Below are 20,559 nucleotides of genomic sequence, written 5' to 3'. Positions count from 1 at the left end.
ATTAATATAGATACAAATTTATACGGAATTTAAAGAACTCATGGCAACGATGAACCATAAGAGACTCAGTGTACCACGCTTACTAACTCCAATTGCATTAGCAATTACATTGGCGGCTTGTTCTTCAGGTCCTCAAGCACCAACGAGCGTTGATATTACACTAGATCCAGCGCAATCAACTGAAAGTTACATGATGCAAGCGGATAGTAGCAAAGGAAGTCTACAAAACGACTGGTTAATCATGGCGCTTAAGGCTTCTGTGCAAGCTGGAAAAACCGATCAAGCAACTCTGCTTATTAAACGCTTAGCAAAACAAGAGCTGAGCGAAACGCAACAAGCGGAATGGCAATTAGCTCGCGCTCAACTGTTGGTGAATAACTCGCAGCCTGAACAAGCTTATAGCCAACTGAACTTCCAGCCTTGGTGGAAGCTTCCGAACGAGCAGTGGAAAGATTATCACGAGCTACGCGCGAACATCTCAGAGATGAAGAGTGAGTATTTCGAGGCAAGCCGTGAGTTAGTGCTCTATTCAGAGTACCTAGAGGCTGACGACGAGCTTCAACAGCAAACTGCCGACCGTATTTGGCAAAACCTGAATAGCTACTCTCAATACGAGATTCTAGAACTGAAAACATCACCGACAGAAGATGTGCTTTCAGGTTGGTTACAACTGGCAATCTACATGAAGACGCTGAACTCAAATCTTCCAAACCTGCAGGAAACCTTATCGGATTGGTTAGCCGAGAATCCTCAGCACCCAGCTGCTACTTACACACCTCAGGCGATCACCGACATCTTGGCGCTAGAGATCAGCAAGCCAACCAGCACTGCACTGTTGCTGCCGCTAACGGGTAAATACGGTAAGCAAGCACAACTGGTACGTGATGGCTTCATCTTTGCGATGATGAACGACAAAGAACGCGAAGAAGATGCAACGCTGACAGTAATGGATACCAACGTGCAAAGTGCTGCTGAGATTAAAGCGACACTGGAAGAGAACAACGTTGATTTCATTGTGGGTCCGCTGATCAAGAGCAACATTACTAAGCTTCAGCAAGCGCAGAAAAACCACGAGAATTCGATTCCAGCTTTAGCTCTGAACATTCCAACGCAACTAGAACCTGATACCAATATTTGCTATCTCGCTCTATCGCCTGAACAAGAAGTTGCTCAGGCAGCGAAACACCTATTTGCTCAAGGCTACAAGTATCCGCTTATCCTTGCGCCAAGAGGACGTTTAGGTGAGCGTGTTGAGCAAGCGTTTAAAGAAGAGTGGAAAAAATACAGCAGCAACGATGTGGCTATCAGCTTGTTCTCTGACAAACGCCAACTGCAACGTAATGTGAATCAGGTATTTGGCTTGCAAGAGAGCCAACAACGTATCGCTCAAATGGATGGGTTACTGAACCTAGACCTAGAAACAGAGCCACGCAGCCGTCGTGATATCGATTCTGTCTACATTGTGGCTAAGAACTCAGAGCTAACGCTAATCAAACCCTTCATTGAAGTTGCAATTAACCCTGATGCTAGCCAGCCCGCTCTTTTCTCAAACTCACGCAGCAACAGCGGTGATAAGCAGTATGAAGACCTAACCGGCGTGTTCTACAGCGACATCCCACTATTGGTTGAGAACAAAAACGAGCTTAATAAAGAGCTAAACGACCTATGGCCTGCACACTCAAACGGCCAAAAGCGTCTGCAAGCACTGGGAATGGATGCATACTACCTAATGGATGCACTGCCACAGATGAAAGCCGTACAGGGTTACAGCATTCCAGGTGAAACGGGTGTGCTAACCATCGATAACAACTGTGTGGTTCAACGTGAAATCAGCTGGGCAGAGCATGGGGCTTTTTAGCCGAAAGTTCCTACCCAAACCAACCATCACCCACAAACAAGTGGGTGATAAATACGAGGCCGTGGCAAAATCTTATCTGATTAACCACGGTTTATCGTTAATAGAAGAAAACTTCATAGCAAAATGTGGCGAGATTGATCTTATAATGCGCCATAACAATACGGTTGTGTTTGCTGAGGTAAAATACCGCAAGCAAACCCGCTACGGACATGCCGCTGAAATGGTGACTGCCAAGAAGTCACAGAAACTGCTCAAAACAGCCAATGTTTGGCTTATGCAGCAAGGCTTGTCGGTGCACTCTACAGATTTCAGGTTTGATATTGTTGCCATTGAAGGGCCGAATGACACTATCGACTGGATTCAAAACGCGATTACCCAAGGATAAACATGCTAGACAGCATTAAAGAAAGTTTCACAGAAAGTATTCAAATCCAAATTGCGGCTGCAGAAGCTCTGCCTGACGCAATCACGCATGCCGCTCAAGCAATGGTTGCGACCTTGCTTAACGGAAACAAAATTCTTTGTTGTGGTAATGGTGGTTCGGCGTCGAATGCTCAGCAATTTGTATCGTGCCTACTCAACCGGTTTGAAACAGAGCGCCCTAGCCTTCCAGCAATGGCACTCACAGCAGACAACACCACGCTAACGGCTGTGGCTAACGACTACCACTATGAAGAGATCTTCTCTAAGCAGGTGCGTGCATTCGGTCAAACTGGCGATATTCTGTTGGCTATCTCGACTAGCGGTAACAGCAAGAACATCATCAAGGCAATGGAAGCGGCGGTAACTCGCGACATGACCATCATCGCCTTTACCGGTAAAGATGGTGGTGAGATGGCAGGTTTGCTTGGTGAACACGATGTAGAGATTCGTATCCCGTCACACCGTACAGCGCGCATTCATGAAGTACACATGGTGACACTGCACTGCCTATGTGACCTAATCGATCAAGTACTCTTCCCTGCCCACGAAGAGTGATATACGGAGCATCACAATGAAATCATTAACCTCTATGAGGCTGTTTAAGCTGATTAATGTTTCGCTACTTACACTGTCTCTGTCTGGTTGTGCTGGCATTTTCATTGCTGGTGCTGCAACTACTGCAAACCTAGTCACAGATACGCGAACAACCAAAGAGATTTGGAACGACAACAACATCGAATTTGAAGTTGCAGCGATTACCAATAAACAACCATTCCGTGGCAATGTACGTGTCACCGCAAGCTCATACCGAGGTTCAGTGGTGTTGATGGGGCAAGCAACCACAGATTCAGAACGTCGCGCTTTTGAAAACCAAGCCAAAGAAGTGGCTGGCGTTGAGAGCATCCACAATCAAGTTCGAGTGAAAGAACCTTTGTCTGTAAGTGCTATCAGTAAAGACAGCTGGATTACCACTAAGGTGAAATCAGCTCTGCTTGCGAATGCTGAGCTTAACGGCATCAAAGTAAAAGTGATTACTGAGGATTCTGAAGTATTCCTACTTGGACTCGTGACTAGAGAGCATGCCGATATCGCGACAGAAGTTGCGCGTAACATATCTGGCGTAAAACAGGTTATTCGAGCGTTTGAATACGGTGAAGAAGAGACGGCTGTTAACTAGCCGTAAGCCAGTCAACTAAATGCGATATAGCAGAAAAGAAAAAGCAGCGACGAGTCGCTGCTTTTTTATTTGGTTCGTTATCTAATACCAATCGTAGTAAATAATCTATCATTCTAGCTTGTTAAAAATCTCGATAACTGCGTTAGAATTTTTGATTGTAGAATAACTACTTATCAAAAAATTCCGCCTTGCTCTCAAGCTTTTTTCCTGCGCTATTTCTGATCACTTACTTACTGTGATTGGTATAACTAACGTTATTTGATAACACGAAGGCTTGGGCGACCTTTCGCTGGACGAGGTGGCTCAGGATCTGAGTCTGGCTCTTCAGCATCTACGTCTGCCGTTGCTACGCTCAAAGATGGGCCTTTTTCTGGTTCTTCAAAAGGACTTTCTTCAATCCCTTCTTCAAACGCTTCCATGTAAGCCTCTTCAGGTTCAAACATGGTACCAGCACCATTTTCACGAGCATAAATCGCTTGTACTGCGTAAAGCGGAACGATCACAGAGTGTGGACGACCACTAAAGCGAGCACTAAACGTCACAGCTTCGTTACCCAGTTCAAGTTGTCCAACCGCACGAGGCGCGATGTTCAGAATGATCTGACCATCTTGAACAAACTCTTCTGGAACTCGCACACCCGGTAATGTTGCTTCAACAACAAGGTGTGGAGTTAGTTCGTTATCAACCAGCCACTCATAAAATGCACGAAGCATGTATGGTCGGCGTGGAGTCATATTAGAAATATCCATAAACGCTTAGCGAACGAGTCGCATCTCACGCTCAGCTTCAGTTAGAGAAGCTAGGAATGAATCACGTTCGAATACGCGGTTCATGTAAATCTTAAGCTCTTTAGAACCAGGACCAATTAGTTCGATACCAAGCTCAGGTAAACGCCATAATAGCGGAGCTAGGTAACAATCAATTAGGCTAAACTCTTCGCTCATGAAGTATTCATACTCAGCGAAGATAGGAGCAAGAGTCAGTAGGTCGTTGCGCAGTTTAACGCGAGCTGCTTCAGATTCTTCAGCGTTGCCTTTAACGATCTTCTCTGCAACTGAATACCAGTTACGCTCAATGCGGTACATCATTAGACGGCTGTTACCACGAGCAACCGGGTATACAGGCATCAACGGTGGGTGAGGGAAACGCTCATCTAGGTATTCCATGATGATCTTCGAGTCATATAGAGCAAGCTCACGATCAACAAGAGTAGGTACTGATTTGTACGGGTTCAGTTCAACAAGCTCTGCTGGTAGATTTTTTTCATCAACCAACTCAACTTCAACACTTACGCCTTTTTCAGCAAGAACGATGCGCACCTGATGGCTATACATATCAGAAGCACTTGAGAAAAGAGTCATTACAGAACGTTTATTGGCAGCTACAGCCATGGAGCCCTCCAGTACACTTTAAATAAAAACAATGGAGGCCTAAAGCCTCCATTGAACATTAACATAATTTGGGAATTAGCACGGTATTATAGCACAATTAGTGCACATCACGCCAATACTCTTTCTTCAGTAAAATCACGATGATAGTGAAGATTACTAAGAAGGCCATTACCCACCAACCCATAGCGTGACGCTCAAGTTGAACTGGGTCGCCCGAGTAAACCAAAAAGTTAACAAGGTCACGAACTGCTTCGTCGTATTCACCAGCACTTAATTCGCCAGAGCCGTCAGTCTCAGTGCCAACAACAACCGTCACTTCCTCGCCATCTACCATATGAGTATCGTAGATTGGTGTTGGGATACCTTGCAGTTCTTCAAGAACGTGCGGCATACCAACGCTTGGGAAAACAATGTTGTTCACGCCAAATGGACGAGACGGATCTTCATAGAAAGTACGAAGGTAAGTGTACAGCCAGTCTGCGCCACGAACACGAGCAACCAATGTTAGGTCTGGTGGCGGAGCACCAAACCAACTTGCCGCTTGATCAGAAGGCATAGCATTAACCATCAAGTCACCGATTTTCGCTTCAGGGTCGAAAATCAGATTTTCCTTCATAAGATCAACGGGGATCTCTAAATCATTCGCAACACGTTCATAGCGCTGGTACTGCGTTGAGTGACAAGCGAAACAGTAGTTCATGAACATCTTAGCGCCATTTTGCAATGAAGCTTTGTCTGTTAAATCATTGTTCGCTTTGTCTAATGGTACGTTTGCACCCGCTGCCATCACCAGTGACGGCAACATAGCAAATAAAATTACAATCCACTTTTTCATTTGAATGTCACCCTTTCTGGTAATGGTTTCGTCGCTTCATTTTTACTGTAGAACCACAGTAGAACGAAGAACATGAAGTAACCTAAGCTAAAGATTTGAGCCAGTAGCGTGTATGTTGGCGTTGCTGGAAGCGCACCAAGTACACCAAGCGCAATAAAGCTTATTGTGAATTGGATGATGTTAATCAAATGCAGTTTGCTACGGTAACGGTAAGAACGCACTTTACAACGGTCGAACCATGGTAGTAGGAATAGCACAACAATAGATGCGCCCATTGCTACAACACCTAGCAACTTATCAGGAACAGCACGCAGAATTGCGTAAAACGGCGTGAAGTACCATACCGGAGCGATGTGCTCTGGTGTTTTCAGTGGGTTAGCAGCTTCAAAGTTTGGCGGCTCAAGGAAGAATCCACCCATCTCTGGGTTAAAGAACAGCACATAACAGAAGAAGAATAGGAAACCGGCCACACCAACCATATCTTTCACGGTCCCGTATGGGTGGAAAGGAATAGAGTCAATGATGTCGTATTTCTTAGTGTAATCCTTGTGGAATGGGAACTGCGTTTTGTAGTCGTCGCCCATTGTGCCTTTAGGAAGTTTCGTCTCAATACCGTCTGGGTTGTTCGAACCCACTTCGTGCAGTGCTAGTACGTGAAGTACGATAAGCAGCAGAAGTACAATTGGTAGAGCGATAACGTGCAGTGCGAAGAAACGGTTCAGCGTTGCACCAGAGATGATGTAGTCACCACGGATCCAAAGCGTTAGGTCATCACCGATAACAGGGATCGCACCAAACAGAGAAATGATTACCTGAGCACCCCAGTAAGACATTTGACCCCATGGTAGTAGGTAACCCATGAAAGCCTCAGCCATAAGCACTAAGAAGATCAACATACCGAAGATCCAAAGTAGCTCACGAGGCTTTTGGTAAGAACCATAGATTAGGCCACGGAACATGTGCAGGTAGATAACAACGAAGAATGCCGAAGCACCTGTTGAGTGCATGTAACGTAGTAGCCAACCGTATTCCACATCACGCATGATGTATTCAACAGAAGCAAATGCACCCTCACCTGACGGTACGTAGTTCATTGTTAGCCAAATACCCGTAAGGATTTGGTTAACCAATACCAACATTGCCAAAGAACCGAAAAGGTACCAAAAGTTAAAGTTCTTAGGCATTGGGTATTCAGATAAATGCTTTTTATACGCATTCATCGCGGGTAGACGTTTCTCTACCCAATCAAGCAATCCTTGCATTACGCGTCTCCCTCGTCCACACCGATCATGATCTTAGTGTCACTCAAATACATATGCTTTGGTACAACAAGATTCAATGGAGCTGGTACGCCTTGGAATACTCGACCTGCCATATCAAACTTTGAACCATGACAAGGACAGAAGAAACCAGACTTAACACCCTGAACTTGTTCTGCAAAAGAATCCGGCAGGTAAGTTGGAGAACAACCTAAGTGCGTACAGAAACCAACAGCAACGAAGAATTCCGGCTTAATTGAACGGAACTCGTTCTGTGCGTATTCTGGTTGTTGTTCAGCTTCAGATTGAGGGTCACGAAGTTGACCACCGATCGATTTTAGGTTTTCTAGTACCGACTCAGCACGGCGTACAACCCATACAGGTTTACCTTGCCACTCGACACGAACCATTTGTCCCGGTTCTAACTTACTGACTTCCACTTCCACCGGCGCGCCCGCAGCTTTCGCCTTGGCACTCGGATTCCATGATTTAATAAAAGGCACGGCTACAGCAGCTGCTCCTAAACCACCAACAACGGCTGTTGTTGCGGTTAAGAAACGCCTGCGACCGTTATTTAAAGGCGCGTTGCTCATCCAAACATTCTCCCATTTGCTCCTTGTGGATTGAAATAATTCCGATTAAAGAGCATGGCTAACAAAATATGTATTTAGTTCTATTTATTGACGGCAAATGATAAATAAAACCCTACTTTTTGACAAGATAAAGCTACCTTTTTGTAACAATCATGAGGCAAAGCGCACATTGGGTTACAAAAGCTTTCAAAATATAAGAATTTGGAAATAAAACGAGGAAGGGAAAGCGTTTAGAGGGGGTATAAAAACAAAAAGCCCGGCATATAGCCGAGCTTTGAACCACAATTCCAGTCGTAAAACTGGGGGCGTGTACTTTTTCGTAAAGAAAAATTAACGCTTAGAGAATTGAGGTTTACGACGTGCTTTACGTAGACCAACTTTCTTACGTTCAACGCAACGAGCGTCACGAGTAACGTAGCCAGCTGCACGTAGAGCAGGACGTAGAGTTTCATCGTACTCCATAAGAGCGCGAGTGATACCGTGGCGGATTGCGCCAGCTTGACCAGAAATACCACCACCAGAAACAGTGATGTAAAGGTCAAGTTTCTCAGTTAGTTCAACTAGCTCAAGAGGTTGCTTAACAACCATACGAGAAGTTGGACGACCGAAGTAAACATCAAGGCTACGCTTGTTGATTACGATCTCACCAGAGCCTGGTTTGATGAAAACACGAGCTGCTGAGCTTTTGCGACGACCAGTGCCGTAGTATTGATTCTCTGCCATTTTCATAATCCCCTTAGATGTCTAGTACTTGTGGCTGTTGAGCAACATGGTTGTGCTCAGTACCAGCGTACACTTTAAGCTTACGGTACATCGCGCGGCCTAGAGGACCACGTGGAAGCATACCTTTAACTGCTAGTTCTAGAACCATTTCTGGTTTCTTAGCAATTAGCTTTTCAAAAGTGATAGTTTTAAGACCACCTGGGAACTCTGAGTGACGGTAGTAAACCTTACCCTTAGCTTTGTTACCAGTTACAGCAACTTTCTCAGCGTTAACAACGATGATGTAATCACCAGTGTCTACGTGAGGAGTGTATTCTGCTTTGTGCTTGCCGCGTAGGCGAGAAGCGATTTCACTTGCTAGACGGCCAAGAGTTTTGCCTTCAGCGTCTACAACATACCAGTCGCGTTTTACAGTTTCTGGTTTAGCAACGAAAGTTTTCATGCTAATAATTACCTATTTAAAAAATTTACACTTAAGGAATACTCGCGTATTCCCACTGTCTAAGAGTTACCATTCATCACCCCTTCGAGTGTTGGAAAACTCTTGGCATAACGTGATTTTACTCATCGCTAGAGGCCCGCAGTAACGGTAGGTCGCAGGATTATAGAGAAGAGCGAAGAAAAAATCACCTCTTTTTGAACAAAATCACGATTTTTTTAATTCTATTTCTTATTCGAGATAATCAAAGCTAACTTAAGTGTTCTTTTGCCAAATATTCATGGCTCTGCATTTCAATTAAACGCGACTGACAACGTTTAAATTCAAACTCTAGCTGACCATGGGTGTATAGCTTTTCTAGCTCCACTTCCGCTGAAATAATCAGCTTCACATTGCGCTCGTAGAACTCATCAACTAATGCAATGAAGCGCCTCGCAGCGTCATCTGAAGTCGCGCCCATTTGCAATACATCCGCCAATAGAACTGTGTGATAAACCCGAGACAACTCAATATAGTCGTTCTGGCTACGAGCCGACTGACAAAGCTGAGCAAAGGTACCATGCAGTACGCCATCACTCGCTTCGACTACATCTAATTGACGGTGGTTAACCTCTATCTGCTTAAGCTTCTCTTTATCTTCACCAACGAGCTGAGCGTAATACTTTTCGAGATTAATATTCGCTTGGCTATCTAGCGGGTAATGGTAAATCTCAGCCTGTTCTAAGGTACGTAGACGATAGTCAATACCACTATCGACATTAAGGATATGACAGTTGTCTTGAATGAGCTTGATGGCAGGTAAGAAACGCGCTCGCTGTAACCCGTTGCGATACAGATCCGCAGGTGGAATATTAGAGGTCGCAACCAAGATAGCGTTTCGAGCGAATAACTCTTGGAACAAGGTTCCTAGGATCATCGCATCGGTGATGTCTGAAACAAAGAATTCGTCGAAACAGATAATGTCCGCTTCTTCCTTCAACTTGTCTGCGACTAAAGGCAATGGATCACTCACATTACCTAGCGCCTTTAGCTCATCATGAACTCGATACATAAAGCGGTGAAAGTGAACACGCATTTTTTTAGTGGTCGGTAAGGCATCATAGAACGTATCCATTAAGTACGTTTTTCCTCGCCCTACGCCACCCCAAAAATAGAGACCTTTCGGTGGTTGTGGCAGTTCTGGCTTTTTGCCTAGTAATTTCTGGAAGCGAGTCAGTTGAGGAATGGGCGTATTCATGTAATCTTGAAATTGATGAAAGAGTTCATCTAAAGATTTTACGGCTTGCTCTTGTGCTGGATCTCTTTGAAATCCATGTTCTTTTATATCTTGTTCGTATTTTTTAATGGGATTCATGACGACATTTCCACAATGAAAGCAATATCAGACAACAACTAAAAATGAGCCCAAACAGTACGAGGAATAACGTGATGTGGTGAATAATGCAGCATCAAACTGCTAACTAGCGCACACGCATTTCTCTTTATACTGCGGCTTTCTCATAGTACCATGGAGCTGTATCACGTGTAACTAAGTAGTAACAAACATGTTAAAAAACAATAATAAGGAGCTGTTATGCCTTGGATGTATGCCGTTGCCGGTTTACTAGTCGGAGTTATTTTAGGGGTCGCTATTTCTCGTCTCATGACACCTGAATACAAAAAACAAAAGAACGTACAGAAAGAATTGGATAGCGCAAAGTTTGCCCTTGAGCAGCAGCGACAAGAGCTGGCTGATCACTTTGCGAAATCAGCAGAAATGTTGGACACATTAGGTAAAGACTACACAAAACTGTACCAACACATGGAAAAAACAAGCTCAGAGCTGATTCCTAACCTGCCAGAGCAAGATAACCCGTTTGTGAAAACAGCCGCTGCCCATTCGGACAAGCCACAAGAGAAGCCTTCAGTAAAAGAGGCGACACTTGAGGAACAACCGAAAGATTACGCTAATGGCGCAACCGGTTTATTTACAGAGCAGAAGAAAGAAATCATGAATGCTCCCGATGTTGTTACAGCAAAAGCATCGTAAACATTTAACAACTCTGTGAACTTTACAAAGGTTTTTGAGTCATAACTTTCACTCAGGTCATTTGAAACTTATCATACTTATTAAACGTATAAGAGGGTTAAGACCTTAACTAGAGAGGAGTTTATGATGAAAAAACCTTTGCTTGCTTTATCAGTGCTAACTTTAAGCTTAAGTTCAATCATCACCCCCATTAAAGCAACAGCCGCACTGCCATTAAGTGTGGGTAATGAACAATTACCGAGCCTTGCTCCTATGCTTGAACAAGTGACCCCCGCTGTGGTTAGTATTGCCGTAGAAGGCAAACAGGTACAACGTCAGCAAATCCCTGAACAATTTCAATTCTTTTTTGGTCCAGAACAAACACGAGAGCGTCCCTTCCGCGGATTAGGCTCTGGTGTCATCATTGACGCCGAGAAAGGTCATATCGTGACCAATTACCATGTCATTAATGGTGCGGACGATATCAAAGTAAAACTGCATGATGGTCGAGAGTACGATGCTGAGCTAATCGGCGGCGACCAGATGTCTGATATCGCACTGCTAAAATTAGAAGAAGCCAAAAACCTGACCCAGATAAAAGTCGCAGACTCAGACAAACTAAGAGTTGGTGATTTTAGTGTCGCGATCGGTAACCCATTCGGACTTGGGCAAACCGTGACATCCGGTATTGTTTCTGCACTCGGCCGTAGCGGCCTGAATCTAGAAAACTTTGAAAACTTCATTCAAACCGATGCAGCAATCAACAGCGGCAACTCTGGTGGTGCGCTAGTGAACCTTAACGGTGAGCTAATTGGTATCAACACCGCCATTCTTGGCCCTAACGGAGGTAATGTCGGTATCGGCTTTGCAATCCCTTCTAATATGATGACAAACCTGACAGAACAAATTCTCGACTTCGGTGAAGTAAAACGCGGCATGCTTGGCGTTCAAGGCGGAGAAGTGACCTCTGAATTGGCAGAAGCACTCGGTTATGAATCAAGCAAGGGCGCCTTTGTTAGCCAAATCGTCCCTGACAGCGCAGCCGATAAAGCAGGACTGAAAGCGGGCGATATTATTGTCTCTATTAATGGCAAACGCATTGATACCTTCAGCGAGTTAAGAGCTAAGGTCGCAACACTCGGCGCTGGTAAGCAGATTGAACTGGGTGTGGTTCGTGACGGTAAGAGCAAAACCTTTGATGTGACGCTTGGTGAATCCACCAATAATAAAACACAAGCTGAGAAGCTCCATGAAGGACTAGCTGGTGCTGAGTTAACCAACACAACAGAGAGTGACTCTGCAACGGGCGTCAAGGTATCGAATGTTGCTCAAGGTTCACCAGCCGAAGCCTATCAACTCCTGAAAGATGACATCATCATCGGAGTAAACCGCCAGCCCGTTAAGAACCTTGCTGAGTTTAGAGAGATTCTTGAAAAACAACCTGGTGTACTGGCGCTTAATATCCAGCGAGGCGACCGAACTATCTATCTTGTGATTCGATAGTCTTACGTCAGCGCAATTACAGGGAGGCTCAGTAAGTTTGCTTTAAACTTACTCAGTCTCCCTTTTCTTTAGATCAATCAAAATGCTATGCTTCACTTGTAATCAAATCAGTCATCCATTGATGGAGGCTTCACACCTTACTTGTTGAAGAGGGAAACATGCTGTCCTTTCTATTTCGTTCTATTTCCCTTGGACTCGTTTCAGCGGCGCTTATTCTTCTCGCCTTCCCGAGCTTAAGACCAGCGATTGTCGCTGACGTCACTAGCCCTAAAGTCGATAATATTGGCTCTCTTCAGATTTCATTTAACCAAGCAGTTCGCCGCGCGGCGCCTGCAGTGGTTAACATTTATAGCCGTAAATACGCTGAAAGCGATCGAAACAAACTGCTCACACAAGGTTTGGGCTCTGGGGTGATTGTTAGCGAGAAAGGCTACATCATTACCAACTTCCATGTGGTGGCTCAAGCAGACCAAATAGTTGTGGCACTTCAAGATGGCCGAGTAGCAGCTGCGCAACTTGTCGGTTCAGACAAACGCACCGATATCGCGATACTTAGAGTCAGCGGTGATAATCTACCGGTGATCCCACTCAATCCTAATTACAAAGCCAATGTCGGTGATGTTGTACTGGCTATCGGTAACCCATACAACCTAGGTCAAACAACAACCTTTGGTATCATCTCTGCAACCGGCCGTTCTTCGATCAGTGCCGATGGCCATCAAGCCTTTATCCAGACCGATGCGGCAATCAATGAAGGTAACTCAGGTGGCGCACTGGTGAACTCACAAGGTGAGCTAGTCGGTATCAATACCGCCTCTTTCCAGCAAGCTACCGACATGGAAACCTATGGGATCTCATTCGCTATCCCCTATCCGCTTGCTAATAAAATCATGGAAAAGATCATCGCCGATGGTCGTGTGATTCGTGGCTATATTGGTATCGATGGACAAGACATCAACTCAGTCACCTCACGCATGTTGGGTACTAAGAATATCGGCGGGATCGTTGTGTTGGGGATAGACCCTAATGGTCCGGCTGCCGATGCGGGTTTTGAAGCTCAAGACATTATTGTCAGTATCAACGATAACCAAGTAAATGGTCGCCAGAGTGTAATGGACATCGTTACCGACCTGCGACCTGGTACAGTTATCGATGTGGGTATATTGCGCCAAGGTGAAAGCAAAACCTTAAAGGTGACCATCGCCGAAGATGCTCGCCTGTAGAGCAAACTCTGTAAGCAATGATTCAAGCTGCTAATACACAAGTACAAAAAACCCAGCTCATAGGCTGGGTTTTCTTTTATCTAAAGATTGTTTCAAGTATCTCTACGATTCACTTTGCTCTTCGATATCGATGCGAGTCACTCGCTGTAGTCCTCTAGGCAGTAGACCACCACGACGACCACGTTCACCACGGAAGTTTTCAAGATCCGCAGGTTTCAAACCAAGCTTACGTTTACCGGCGTAGATAGTCAGCGTCGCATTCTCTGGGATAGCCATAAGATGTGAGACAAACTCTTCACGCTCTTTTGCTTTCGCAGAAGGGATGTTGATGATCTTGTTGCCTTTACCTTTGCTCAGCTGAGGGAGATCTTTAATCGGGAACAACAACATACGACCTTGGTTAGTAATCGCCAGAATCTGATTACTGTCCAAGTCAGCAATAGGGCTTGGCATCATCACTTCAGAAGCTTGTGGCAAGTTAACCAAGGCTTTACCGCTCTTGTTCTTGGACAGCAGATCGCTACCCTTACAAACAAAACCATAACCTGCATCAGAACCGACTAACCATAATTGTTCATTCTCTCCCATCACCACTTGGCGAATAGAAGTACCTGGGCTGACGTTCAAGCGGCCTGTAATTGGCTCACCTTGGCTTCGCGCCGACGGTAATGAATGTGACTCAAGGGAGTAGCTTCGACCATCACTGCCGAGGAACACCGCTTGTTGGTTACTCTTACCCTTAGCACTCGCTAAGAATTTATCACCCGATTTGTAGTTCAAACCTTCAGCGTCAACTTCATGCCCCTTGGCATGACGAATCCAACCTTTCTCAGACAACACAACCGTGATTGGTTCGCTTGGTACTAAGTCGCGCTCTGTTAGCGCTTTCGCTTCAGCGCGCTCAATCAGAGGTGAACGACGATCATCGCCGTATTTATCCGCATCTGCTTGGATTTCTTTCTTGATCAGCGTATTCAAGCGACGCTCTGAACCGAGTAGCTTTTCAAGCTTCTCACGTTCAGCTTCAAGCTCTTCTTGTTCCGCTCGGATTTTAAACTCTTCTAACTTAGCTAAGTTACGAAGTTTAATATCAAGAATCGCATTGGCTTGAATTTCAGAAATGTTGAAACGGCTCATTAGGACAGGACATGGTTCGTCTTCTGTACGAATGATCTCAATCACTTCATCGATATTAAGATAAGCAGCAAGCAAACCTTCTAAGATGTGCAAGCGTGCCAGTACTTTATCTAAACGGTACTGCAAACGACGGCGAACCGTTGTGCGACGGAACTCGATCCACTCTTTCAGGATTTGAACTAAGCCTTTAACTTGAGGACGATTATCTAAACCAATCATGTTCAAGTTAACGCGGAAGTTTTTCTCTAGATCCGTCGACGCGAACAGGTGACTCATCAATTGGTCACAGTCGATACGATTCGAACGAGGAACGACAACGATACGCGTTGGGTTCTCGTGATCCGATTCATCTCGCAAGTCGTCAACCATTGGCAGCTTCTTAGCGCGCATCTGGTTAGCGATTTGCTCAAGTAACTTCGCACCTGACACTTGATGAGGTAAAGCCGTGATAACAATATCAGAGCCTTCCTTGTGCCAAACCGCGCGCATCTTGATGCTGCCACGTCCAGTACGGTAGATCTTTTCGATGTCCGATTTCGGGGAGATAATCTCAGCTTCAGTCGGGTAATCTGGACCTTGAATGAAACCCATCACGTCTGAAAGCTCAGACTTAGGCGTATCAATTAGGTGAATGGCTGCATTCGCGACTTCACGCACGTTGTGTGGTGGAATATCGGTCGCCATACCTACCGCGATACCAGTGATACCGTTAAGTAGGATGTGAGGTAGGCGAGCAGGCAACATTTGAGGCTCTTTCATCGTGCCATCAAAGTTTGGTTGCCAGTCAACAGTGCCTTGACCTAGTTCACCTAGAAGAACCTCAGCAAACTTAGATAATTTGGCTTCGGTATAACGCATCGCAGCGAACGATTTCGGATCATCAGGAGCACCCCAGTTACCTTGACCATCTACCAATGGGTAGCGGTAAGAGAAAGGCTGCGCCATCAATACCATCGCTTCGTAACAAGCAGAGTCACCATGTGGGTGATACTTACCTAATACGTCACCAACGGTACGTGCTGATTTTTTGTATTTCGATGCAGCCGATAAGCCTAGCTCAGACATCGCGTAGATAATACGACGCTGTACTGGCTTCAAGCCATCACCGATATACGGCAATGCACGATCCATGATCACGTACATTGAGTAATTTAAGTAGGCATCTTCGGTGAACTTGCGCATTGGCAGCTGTTCAACGCCATCATATGTAATTTCGTTAGACATCCATTATACCTCGGCCATATCACCGTTAGTCTGTAGCCATGTACGGCGATCATCTGCACGTTTCTTACCAAGCAGCATGTCCATCATCTCGTTGGTTGCTTCGCTGTCATCAATCGTTAACTGCACAAGGCGACGAGTGTTTGGATCCATGGTGGTTTCACGCAACTGAAGTGGGTTCATTTCACCCAGACCTTTGAATCGTTGCACGTTGATCTTGGCTTTCTTCTGCGATAGTCGCTCAAGCACACCGTCTTTCTCTGCGTCATCGAGTGCGTAGAACACTTCTTTACCGCAATCGATACGATACAGAGGAGGCATTGCCACATAGATATGACCCGCTTCAACTAATGCATGGAAATGGCGAGTAAACAAAGCACACAGCAGTGTCGCGATATGAAGACCATCCGAGTCCGCATCGGCAAGGATACAGATCTTACCGTAACGCAGACCGGATAAATCATCGTTGTCCGGGTCGATGCCTAGAGCCACCGAGATGTCGTGCACTTCTTGCGAAGCCAATACTTGGTCGGCTGACACTTCCCATGTATTTAGGATCTTACCGCGAAGTGGCATAACTGCTTGGAACTCACGATCACGTGCTTGTTTAGCAGAACCACCCGCCGAGTCCCCTTCCACGAAGAAGATTTCGGTACGGCTTAAGTCTTGAACTGAACAGTCAGTTAGCTTACCCGGCAGTGCTGGGCCTGAAGCGATTTTCTTACGCACAACCTTTTTGCTTGCGCGCATACGGCGGTGGGCATTCGCAATACAAGCTTCTGCTAGCTGTTCTGCCAGTTGTGGCTTTTCGTTCAACCACAGGCTAAACGCATCTTTTACCACACCAGACACAAACGCAGCAGTTTGACGTGAAGACAAGCGCTCTTTTGTTTGACCAGCAAACTGCGGATCTTGCATCTTCACCGACAGTACGTACGAACAGCGATCGAAGATATCGTCGCCCGTTAGCTTAACGCCACGCGGCAGCAAATTACGGAATTCACAGAACTCACGCATTGCATCAAGAAGACCTTGGCGAAGACCGTTTACGTGTGTACCACCTTGTTTAGTCGGTACTAAGTTCACGTAACTTTCGGTGATCATGTCGCCGCCTTCTGGCTGCCAGATGATCGCCCAGTTTGCCATTTCTGTTTCAGCAACGAATTCGCCAACATACGGTTCTTCAGGCAGCAAGGTGTAACCTTTCACGCCTTCGGCAAGGTAGTCTTTTAGACCATCTTCATAGAACCATTTATGCTCTTCACCACCGACTTTGTCGATAAAGGTAATTTCTAAACCTGGGCAAAGCACTGCTTTTGCACGTAGGTTGTTAATCAGACGAAGTGTCGAGAATTTAGGGCTATCGAAGTACTTAGGATCAGGCCAGAAATGTACTGATGTACCACTGTTACGATGACCACAAGTGCCCGTCACAGTAAGCTCTGTTACTGCATGACCGCCTTCAAGTGCGATCTCGTGAACCTGACCTTCTCGGCGTACGGTCACTTCAACACGTTTTGACAGCGCGTTTACAACCGAGATACCTACACCGTGCAGACCACCAGAGAACTTATAGTTGTTATTCGAGAATTTACCGCCAGAGTGGAGCTTAGTTAAAATCAGCTCAACACCTGAGATCCCTTTTTCAGGGTGGATATCGACAGGCATACCACGGCCGTCATCGGTAACTTCTAACGATTGGTCTGCATGAAGTACCACTTTGATCTTCTTAGCGTGTCCCGCTAGTGCTTCATCGACCGAGTTATCAATGACTTCTTGGGCAAGGTGGTTAGGTCTTTCTGTCTCGGTATACATTCCCGGGCGGTGTCGCACAGGGTCGAGACCTTCAAGTACCTCGAGGTCTTTTGCATTATATTGTTCAGTCATAATACGGAGTTTACTCAAAAAGTTTGCGTCAGTTCGCTGGCTCCAGTTTCACTAAAGCAGAATCATTACTATGAACCGTCATAGTAGAGCGAACGAGCGAAGTATTGGGGAATATAGTCTGGAAGCTGAGTAATGATGTCAAGCTAGTTCAAAAACTAAGACATCAAACTATGATATTTCACCATTGATAGATGAAATAACAGGCAAACAAGAGAAAATCACTTGGTTGGTGGAACAGATTAAAGATTTAGAAAGGTGATGATTTGTTGTGGGTAGCGTTCAAAATCAACAAAGCTATGATCCCCGCCCTCTTCTACTGTCTGTGTTGCACCTTGGTACTTCTCTACCGCTTGTCGGTAATCCAGAACTTCGTCTTCCGTTTGCTGAAGTAACCAGAAGTCGCTCGGCTTAGCGATAGCCGAAACCTCTAACGCCTTCAGTTCATCAATATGTTTTGTTTCCAGTACATATCGTTCATCTGTGTATGGGTTTACTTGTTCACCTAAATAGTCAGCAAGAAGCTCATACGGCTTCACTGCTGGGTTTACAACCACCGCTTTAAAACCATAGTGGCTATTCAGCCATGTTGAAAGATAGCCACCCAGCGAGCTACCGACCAACGCTATTTGATATTGCTCTTTGTATTGCTCCACCAGCTGCTGTAAATGAAGTGCCGCTTGTTGAGGGAAACTCGGCAGTTGAGGGGTTACGACTTTAATATCAGCGCGATGCTCCGCACAGTAATCTGCCATCACATTCGCTTTATGAGAACGTGATGAGCTGTTAAATCCGTGAATATAGAGAAGCAGCGATGGCTTATTAGCTTGTTGATTAGAGCCTAGCATCAATAACCGCCTTCATTAGTAACCAGCAGCCTTAAAATCAGGCAAGAACTGCCCATGAGGCAGACGACGAACTTGCGTGCTAACGGTACCGTCTTGATGTAATTCAATCTCTCTCCAGCCCGGAGACAAAGTATCAACCGCGAAGTCATCTGAGTTAGGTTTGAATTGCACACAAGTCGACGGTGTTGCCATGACTTGTACACCATGATGATCTCGGTTCATGTCTTGATGAACGTGACCACACAGTACGGCTTTAACATTGGTGTGCTGTTGAACCACATCCCAAAATTGATCGGCGTCTTTTAGGTTATGTTGATCTAACCATGCGCTGCCAACCAACAATGGATGGTGGTGCAATAGAACCAAGGTATTACGTTCAGGGAACTCCGTCAGCTTCTGTTCTAATAGGTCAAGCTGTTGATCGCTGAGGCGACCATGAGGCACACCAACCACCTGCGAGTCTAGCATCACCATCTGCCAGTTATCGCCTAGCAAGACATGCTCAACACACTGTATTTGTGGTGATGGTAAAACACTGCCCATATTAGGCTTAAAGTCATGGTTCCCTGGCAGCCAATAGCATGGCTTTTCCAAAGGCTGAATCCCTGACTCAAATTTCTGGTACGACTCAGCACTGTGATCTTGAGATATATCACCGGTTGCTAAAATCGCTTGATAGTCAAAGCCCTGACTAACAATGCCATCGACTACAGCACGAAAGCTATCTTGAGTGTTGATGCTTAATAAGCTGCCATTGCTCGGCGCAAATAAATGCGTGTCCGTTAGCTGCACAAGCTTAATAGTGCTCTCATCAAATTTTGAAGTGTGTGATAATTCCAAAATAACAAATCCAGATACGTTACTGTTTAGACTTTAAAAGTGTTGATAAATAGGCTCAATTAAAAGGCAATTGGGGTTCGGCTGATACCCGTTTTTAAACAAAACGTTAACCATTCCCCAAGAAATTTATTCAATTGAAATTTCTCGTCCTTTTGCAGAAGCTTAGTGTTGGGGTAGTCATATTTCGCTTTGACTCGCGAAAAATCCCCGCTAGCGCACACTTCTGCAACTCGAGCGTCGTGATATAGCCTGACAGACATTTTTGGCAAAGGAAACACTGGCATCGCATCACTCTGACATATATCTATTAATGTGGTGTATTTTGTGACCTCATTCACTGTCAATTGATACACCATATTAACGGCTTGGTAACAGCGAACGTCACCAACCTCATGCCCAACCGGTAACAAAGCGTTCAGTTTGGCATAGTTAGTCTCGTAAACTCGCATCAATTCAGCAAGATCAACATGATACGGTTTTTTGACCGCGATATTTGGCATGACGTTAATCTATCCACTCTGACTGTAATTCTTGGTAGTTCAATTGTAGCCACTGTAGCGCAATGATCGTGGCTCCATTTTCAAATACACCATCTTTTACCAACTGATAAGCCGCTTCGCGACTCATCACTTGTACACGAATGTCTTCACCTTCGTAGTCCAATCCGTGTACCCCTTTGGCTGTCGTTGCATCAACACAGCCAACAAAGACGTCGAGCTTTTCAGAGCAACCACCAGATGAAGGATAATACGAAGTAATAGGCAATACAGATCCGACTTCGACTCCGGCTTCTTCCATTGCTTCACGACGAGCGACGTCTTGTGGCGATTCGTCCGTATCAATGATCCCAGCAACAATTTCGTATTGCCATGGGTTCTCATGCTCTAGGGCTCCGACACGGATCTGTTCGACGATCACCACTTCATCACGCACAGGATCATAAGGTAGCAAAGCGGCAGCATGTCCACGCTCAAACATCTCACGCTCTATTGGTTGGCTCCAGCCTCCCTCAAATAGTCTATGTTTAAATGTGTACTTGACCATTTTGAAAAAACCACGAAACAGCGTCTCTTTTGAGACTATTTCCACATCTTGCGGAGTAAACTCATGTCGTTGATTGTCATACTGTTGCATTTGGTACCTCACTAAGTGATCTTTATAGTTTACTCATTGTCCGAGTTAACTACCAAGGATAAG

Annotated in this window: 21 protein-coding genes; 7 read left to right on the top strand and 14 right to left on the bottom strand. The window is 45.3% G+C overall.

Annotated elements, in window-relative coordinates:
* The first annotated feature begins 40 nt into the window (after nt 1-40).
* From AB4585_RS17525 to AB4585_RS17510, 4 genes are read left to right on the top strand one after another with little or no spacing between them, the layout of a single operon-like run.
* Complete coding sequence (locus AB4585_RS17525; protein WP_137002193.1) at nt 41-1,858, top strand: penicillin-binding protein activator; 1,818 nt, start codon at nt 41-43, stop codon at nt 1,856-1,858.
* Nucleotides 1,845-2,243, top strand: a complete 399-nt coding sequence (locus AB4585_RS17520) for a YraN family protein (protein WP_372155079.1) — start codon at nt 1,845-1,847, stop codon at nt 2,241-2,243. The genes AB4585_RS17525 and AB4585_RS17520 overlap by 14 nt, the downstream gene beginning before the upstream one ends.
* Before the next feature lie 2 nt (nt 2,244-2,245).
* On the top strand, nt 2,246-2,836 hold the full coding sequence (locus AB4585_RS17515) for a phosphoheptose isomerase (RefSeq protein ID WP_004729817.1): 591 nt from the start codon (nt 2,246-2,248) through the stop codon (nt 2,834-2,836).
* A gap of 16 nt (nt 2,837-2,852) precedes the next feature.
* A complete protein-coding gene (locus AB4585_RS17510; protein ID WP_017062905.1) occupies nt 2,853-3,458 on the top strand; it encodes a BON domain-containing protein in 606 nt (201 codons plus the stop codon).
* Nucleotides 3,459-3,712: 254 nt separating this feature from the next.
* On the opposite strand, the gene sspB is transcribed toward AB4585_RS17510, so the two are convergent.
* The 8 genes from sspB to zapE form a co-directional block, all read right to left on the bottom strand.
* Entirely contained in the window at nt 3,713-4,207 is a 495-nt protein-coding gene (gene sspB, locus AB4585_RS17505; protein ID WP_017072808.1) for a ClpXP protease specificity-enhancing factor, read from the bottom strand.
* A 6-nt stretch (nt 4,208-4,213) separates the two neighbouring features.
* Nucleotides 4,214-4,849: a stringent starvation protein SspA gene (sspA, locus tag AB4585_RS17500; protein WP_009848943.1), complete on the bottom strand. Its 636-nt coding sequence runs from the start codon at nt 4,847-4,849 to the stop codon at nt 4,214-4,216.
* Nucleotides 4,850-4,946: 97 nt separating this feature from the next.
* Nucleotides 4,947-5,684: a cytochrome c1 gene (locus AB4585_RS17495; RefSeq protein ID WP_017061436.1), complete on the bottom strand. Its 738-nt coding sequence runs from the start codon at nt 5,682-5,684 to the stop codon at nt 4,947-4,949.
* Nucleotides 5,681-6,946: a cytochrome bc complex cytochrome b subunit gene (locus tag AB4585_RS17490; protein WP_017061435.1), complete on the bottom strand. Its 1,266-nt coding sequence runs from the start codon at nt 6,944-6,946 to the stop codon at nt 5,681-5,683. The genes AB4585_RS17495 and AB4585_RS17490 overlap by 4 nt, the downstream gene beginning before the upstream one ends.
* The gene (petA, locus tag AB4585_RS17485) at nt 6,946-7,536 is read right to left on the bottom strand and encodes a ubiquinol-cytochrome c reductase iron-sulfur subunit (protein WP_017061434.1); all 591 of its coding nucleotides are present in this window, start codon (nt 7,534-7,536) and stop codon (nt 6,946-6,948) included. Before petA ends, AB4585_RS17490 begins: the two co-directional genes overlap by 1 nt.
* A 330-nt stretch (nt 7,537-7,866) precedes the next feature.
* Nucleotides 7,867-8,259, bottom strand: a complete 393-nt coding sequence (gene rpsI, locus AB4585_RS17480; RefSeq protein WP_004740758.1) for a 30S ribosomal protein S9 — start codon at nt 8,257-8,259, stop codon at nt 7,867-7,869.
* A gap of 13 nt (nt 8,260-8,272) precedes the next feature.
* A complete protein-coding gene (rplM, locus tag AB4585_RS17475) occupies nt 8,273-8,701 on the bottom strand; it encodes a 50S ribosomal protein L13 (protein WP_010434689.1) in 429 nt (142 codons plus the stop codon).
* A 247-nt stretch (nt 8,702-8,948) separates the two neighbouring features.
* Nucleotides 8,949-10,052, bottom strand: a complete 1,104-nt coding sequence (zapE, locus tag AB4585_RS17470; protein ID WP_017061433.1) for a cell division protein ZapE — start codon at nt 10,050-10,052, stop codon at nt 8,949-8,951.
* Nucleotides 10,053-10,271: 219 nt separating this feature from the next.
* Between zapE and zapG the strand changes: the two genes are divergently transcribed.
* The 3 genes from zapG (at nt 10,272) to degS (ending at nt 13,432) form a co-directional block, all read left to right on the top strand.
* Nucleotides 10,272-10,727, top strand: a complete 456-nt coding sequence (gene zapG / locus AB4585_RS17465) for a Z-ring associated protein ZapG (protein WP_017061432.1) — start codon at nt 10,272-10,274, stop codon at nt 10,725-10,727.
* 126 nt (nt 10,728-10,853) lie between these two features.
* Nucleotides 10,854-12,209, top strand: coding sequence for a Do family serine endopeptidase (locus AB4585_RS17460; protein WP_017061431.1), 1,356 nt, complete (start codon nt 10,854-10,856; stop codon nt 12,207-12,209).
* A gap of 158 nt (nt 12,210-12,367) precedes the next feature.
* On the top strand, nt 12,368-13,432 hold the full coding sequence (gene degS / locus AB4585_RS17455) for an outer membrane-stress sensor serine endopeptidase DegS (protein WP_171732331.1): 1,065 nt from the start codon (nt 12,368-12,370) through the stop codon (nt 13,430-13,432).
* 102 nt (nt 13,433-13,534) lie between these two features.
* Here degS and parC read toward each other — a convergent pair whose 3' ends face one another.
* From parC to nudF, 6 genes are all read right to left on the bottom strand, one after another.
* The gene (gene parC / locus AB4585_RS17450) at nt 13,535-15,793 is read right to left on the bottom strand and encodes a DNA topoisomerase IV subunit A (protein WP_017067236.1); all 2,259 of its coding nucleotides are present in this window, start codon (nt 15,791-15,793) and stop codon (nt 13,535-13,537) included.
* A gap of 3 nt (nt 15,794-15,796) precedes the next feature.
* Nucleotides 15,797-17,677 (bottom strand): DNA topoisomerase IV subunit B, encoded by a 1,881-nt coding sequence (gene parE / locus AB4585_RS17445; protein WP_017061428.1) that lies wholly within the window; start codon nt 17,675-17,677, stop codon nt 15,797-15,799.
* A 239-nt stretch (nt 17,678-17,916) separates the two neighbouring features.
* A complete protein-coding gene (gene yqiA, locus AB4585_RS17440; RefSeq protein ID WP_102319687.1) occupies nt 17,917-18,522 on the bottom strand; it encodes an esterase YqiA in 606 nt (201 codons plus the stop codon).
* A 15-nt stretch (nt 18,523-18,537) separates the two neighbouring features.
* Nucleotides 18,538-19,362 (bottom strand): 3',5'-cyclic-AMP phosphodiesterase, encoded by an 825-nt coding sequence (gene cpdA / locus AB4585_RS17435; protein WP_017061426.1) that lies wholly within the window; start codon nt 19,360-19,362, stop codon nt 18,538-18,540.
* Nucleotides 19,363-19,421: 59 nt separating this feature from the next.
* Entirely contained in the window at nt 19,422-19,862 is a 441-nt protein-coding gene (locus tag AB4585_RS17430) for a DUF1249 family protein (protein ID WP_008222561.1), read from the bottom strand.
* A 4-nt stretch (nt 19,863-19,866) separates the two neighbouring features.
* Nucleotides 19,867-20,496: an ADP-ribose diphosphatase gene (gene nudF / locus AB4585_RS17425; RefSeq protein ID WP_017061425.1), complete on the bottom strand. Its 630-nt coding sequence runs from the start codon at nt 20,494-20,496 to the stop codon at nt 19,867-19,869.
* Nucleotides 20,497-20,559: the final 63 nt, after the last annotated feature.

This window comes from Vibrio sp. 10N.222.49.C9, assembly GCF_041474985.1.
Taxonomy (GTDB): Bacteria; Pseudomonadota; Gammaproteobacteria; order Enterobacterales; family Vibrionaceae; genus Vibrio; species Vibrio crassostreae_C.
This window is presented reverse-complemented; position numbering and strand designations above follow the sequence as displayed.

Bases quoted from the DNA above. Each gene is read 5' to 3' on its own strand.
- AB4585_RS17525 (WP_137002193.1), top strand. From the start codon at position 41: ATGGCAACGATGAACCATAAGAGACTCAGTGTACCACGCTTACTAACT.
- AB4585_RS17520 (WP_372155079.1), top strand. From the start codon at position 1,845: ATGGGGCTTTTTAGCCGAAAGTTCCTACCCAAACCAACCATCACCCAC.
- AB4585_RS17515 (WP_004729817.1), top strand. From the start codon at position 2,246: ATGCTAGACAGCATTAAAGAAAGTTTCACAGAAAGTATTCAAATCCAA.
- AB4585_RS17510 (WP_017062905.1), top strand. From the start codon at position 2,853: ATGAAATCATTAACCTCTATGAGGCTGTTTAAGCTGATTAATGTTTCG.
- sspB (WP_017072808.1), bottom strand. From the start codon at position 4,207: ATGGATATTTCTAATATGACTCCACGCCGACCATACATGCTTCGTGCA.
- sspA (WP_009848943.1), bottom strand. From the start codon at position 4,849: ATGGCTGTAGCTGCCAATAAACGTTCTGTAATGACTCTTTTCTCAAGT.
- AB4585_RS17495 (WP_017061436.1), bottom strand. From the start codon at position 5,684: ATGAAAAAGTGGATTGTAATTTTATTTGCTATGTTGCCGTCACTGGTG.
- AB4585_RS17490 (WP_017061435.1), bottom strand. From the start codon at position 6,946: ATGCAAGGATTGCTTGATTGGGTAGAGAAACGTCTACCCGCGATGAAT.
- petA (WP_017061434.1), bottom strand. From the start codon at position 7,536: ATGAGCAACGCGCCTTTAAATAACGGTCGCAGGCGTTTCTTAACCGCA.
- rpsI (WP_004740758.1), bottom strand. From the start codon at position 8,259: ATGGCAGAGAATCAATACTACGGCACTGGTCGTCGCAAAAGCTCAGCA.
- rplM (WP_010434689.1), bottom strand. From the start codon at position 8,701: ATGAAAACTTTCGTTGCTAAACCAGAAACTGTAAAACGCGACTGGTAT.
- zapE (WP_017061433.1), bottom strand. From the start codon at position 10,052: ATGAATCCCATTAAAAAATACGAACAAGATATAAAAGAACATGGATTT.
- zapG (WP_017061432.1), top strand. From the start codon at position 10,272: ATGCCTTGGATGTATGCCGTTGCCGGTTTACTAGTCGGAGTTATTTTA.
- AB4585_RS17460 (WP_017061431.1), top strand. From the start codon at position 10,854: ATGAAAAAACCTTTGCTTGCTTTATCAGTGCTAACTTTAAGCTTAAGT.
- degS (WP_171732331.1), top strand. From the start codon at position 12,368: ATGCTGTCCTTTCTATTTCGTTCTATTTCCCTTGGACTCGTTTCAGCG.
- parC (WP_017067236.1), bottom strand. From the start codon at position 15,793: ATGTCTAACGAAATTACATATGATGGCGTTGAACAGCTGCCAATGCGC.
- parE (WP_017061428.1), bottom strand. From the start codon at position 17,677: ATGACTGAACAATATAATGCAAAAGACCTCGAGGTACTTGAAGGTCTC.
- yqiA (WP_102319687.1), bottom strand. From the start codon at position 18,522: ATGCTAGGCTCTAATCAACAAGCTAATAAGCCATCGCTGCTTCTCTAT.
- AB4585_RS17430 (WP_008222561.1), bottom strand. From the start codon at position 19,862: ATGCCAAATATCGCGGTCAAAAAACCGTATCATGTTGATCTTGCTGAA.
- nudF (WP_017061425.1), bottom strand. From the start codon at position 20,496: ATGCAACAGTATGACAATCAACGACATGAGTTTACTCCGCAAGATGTG.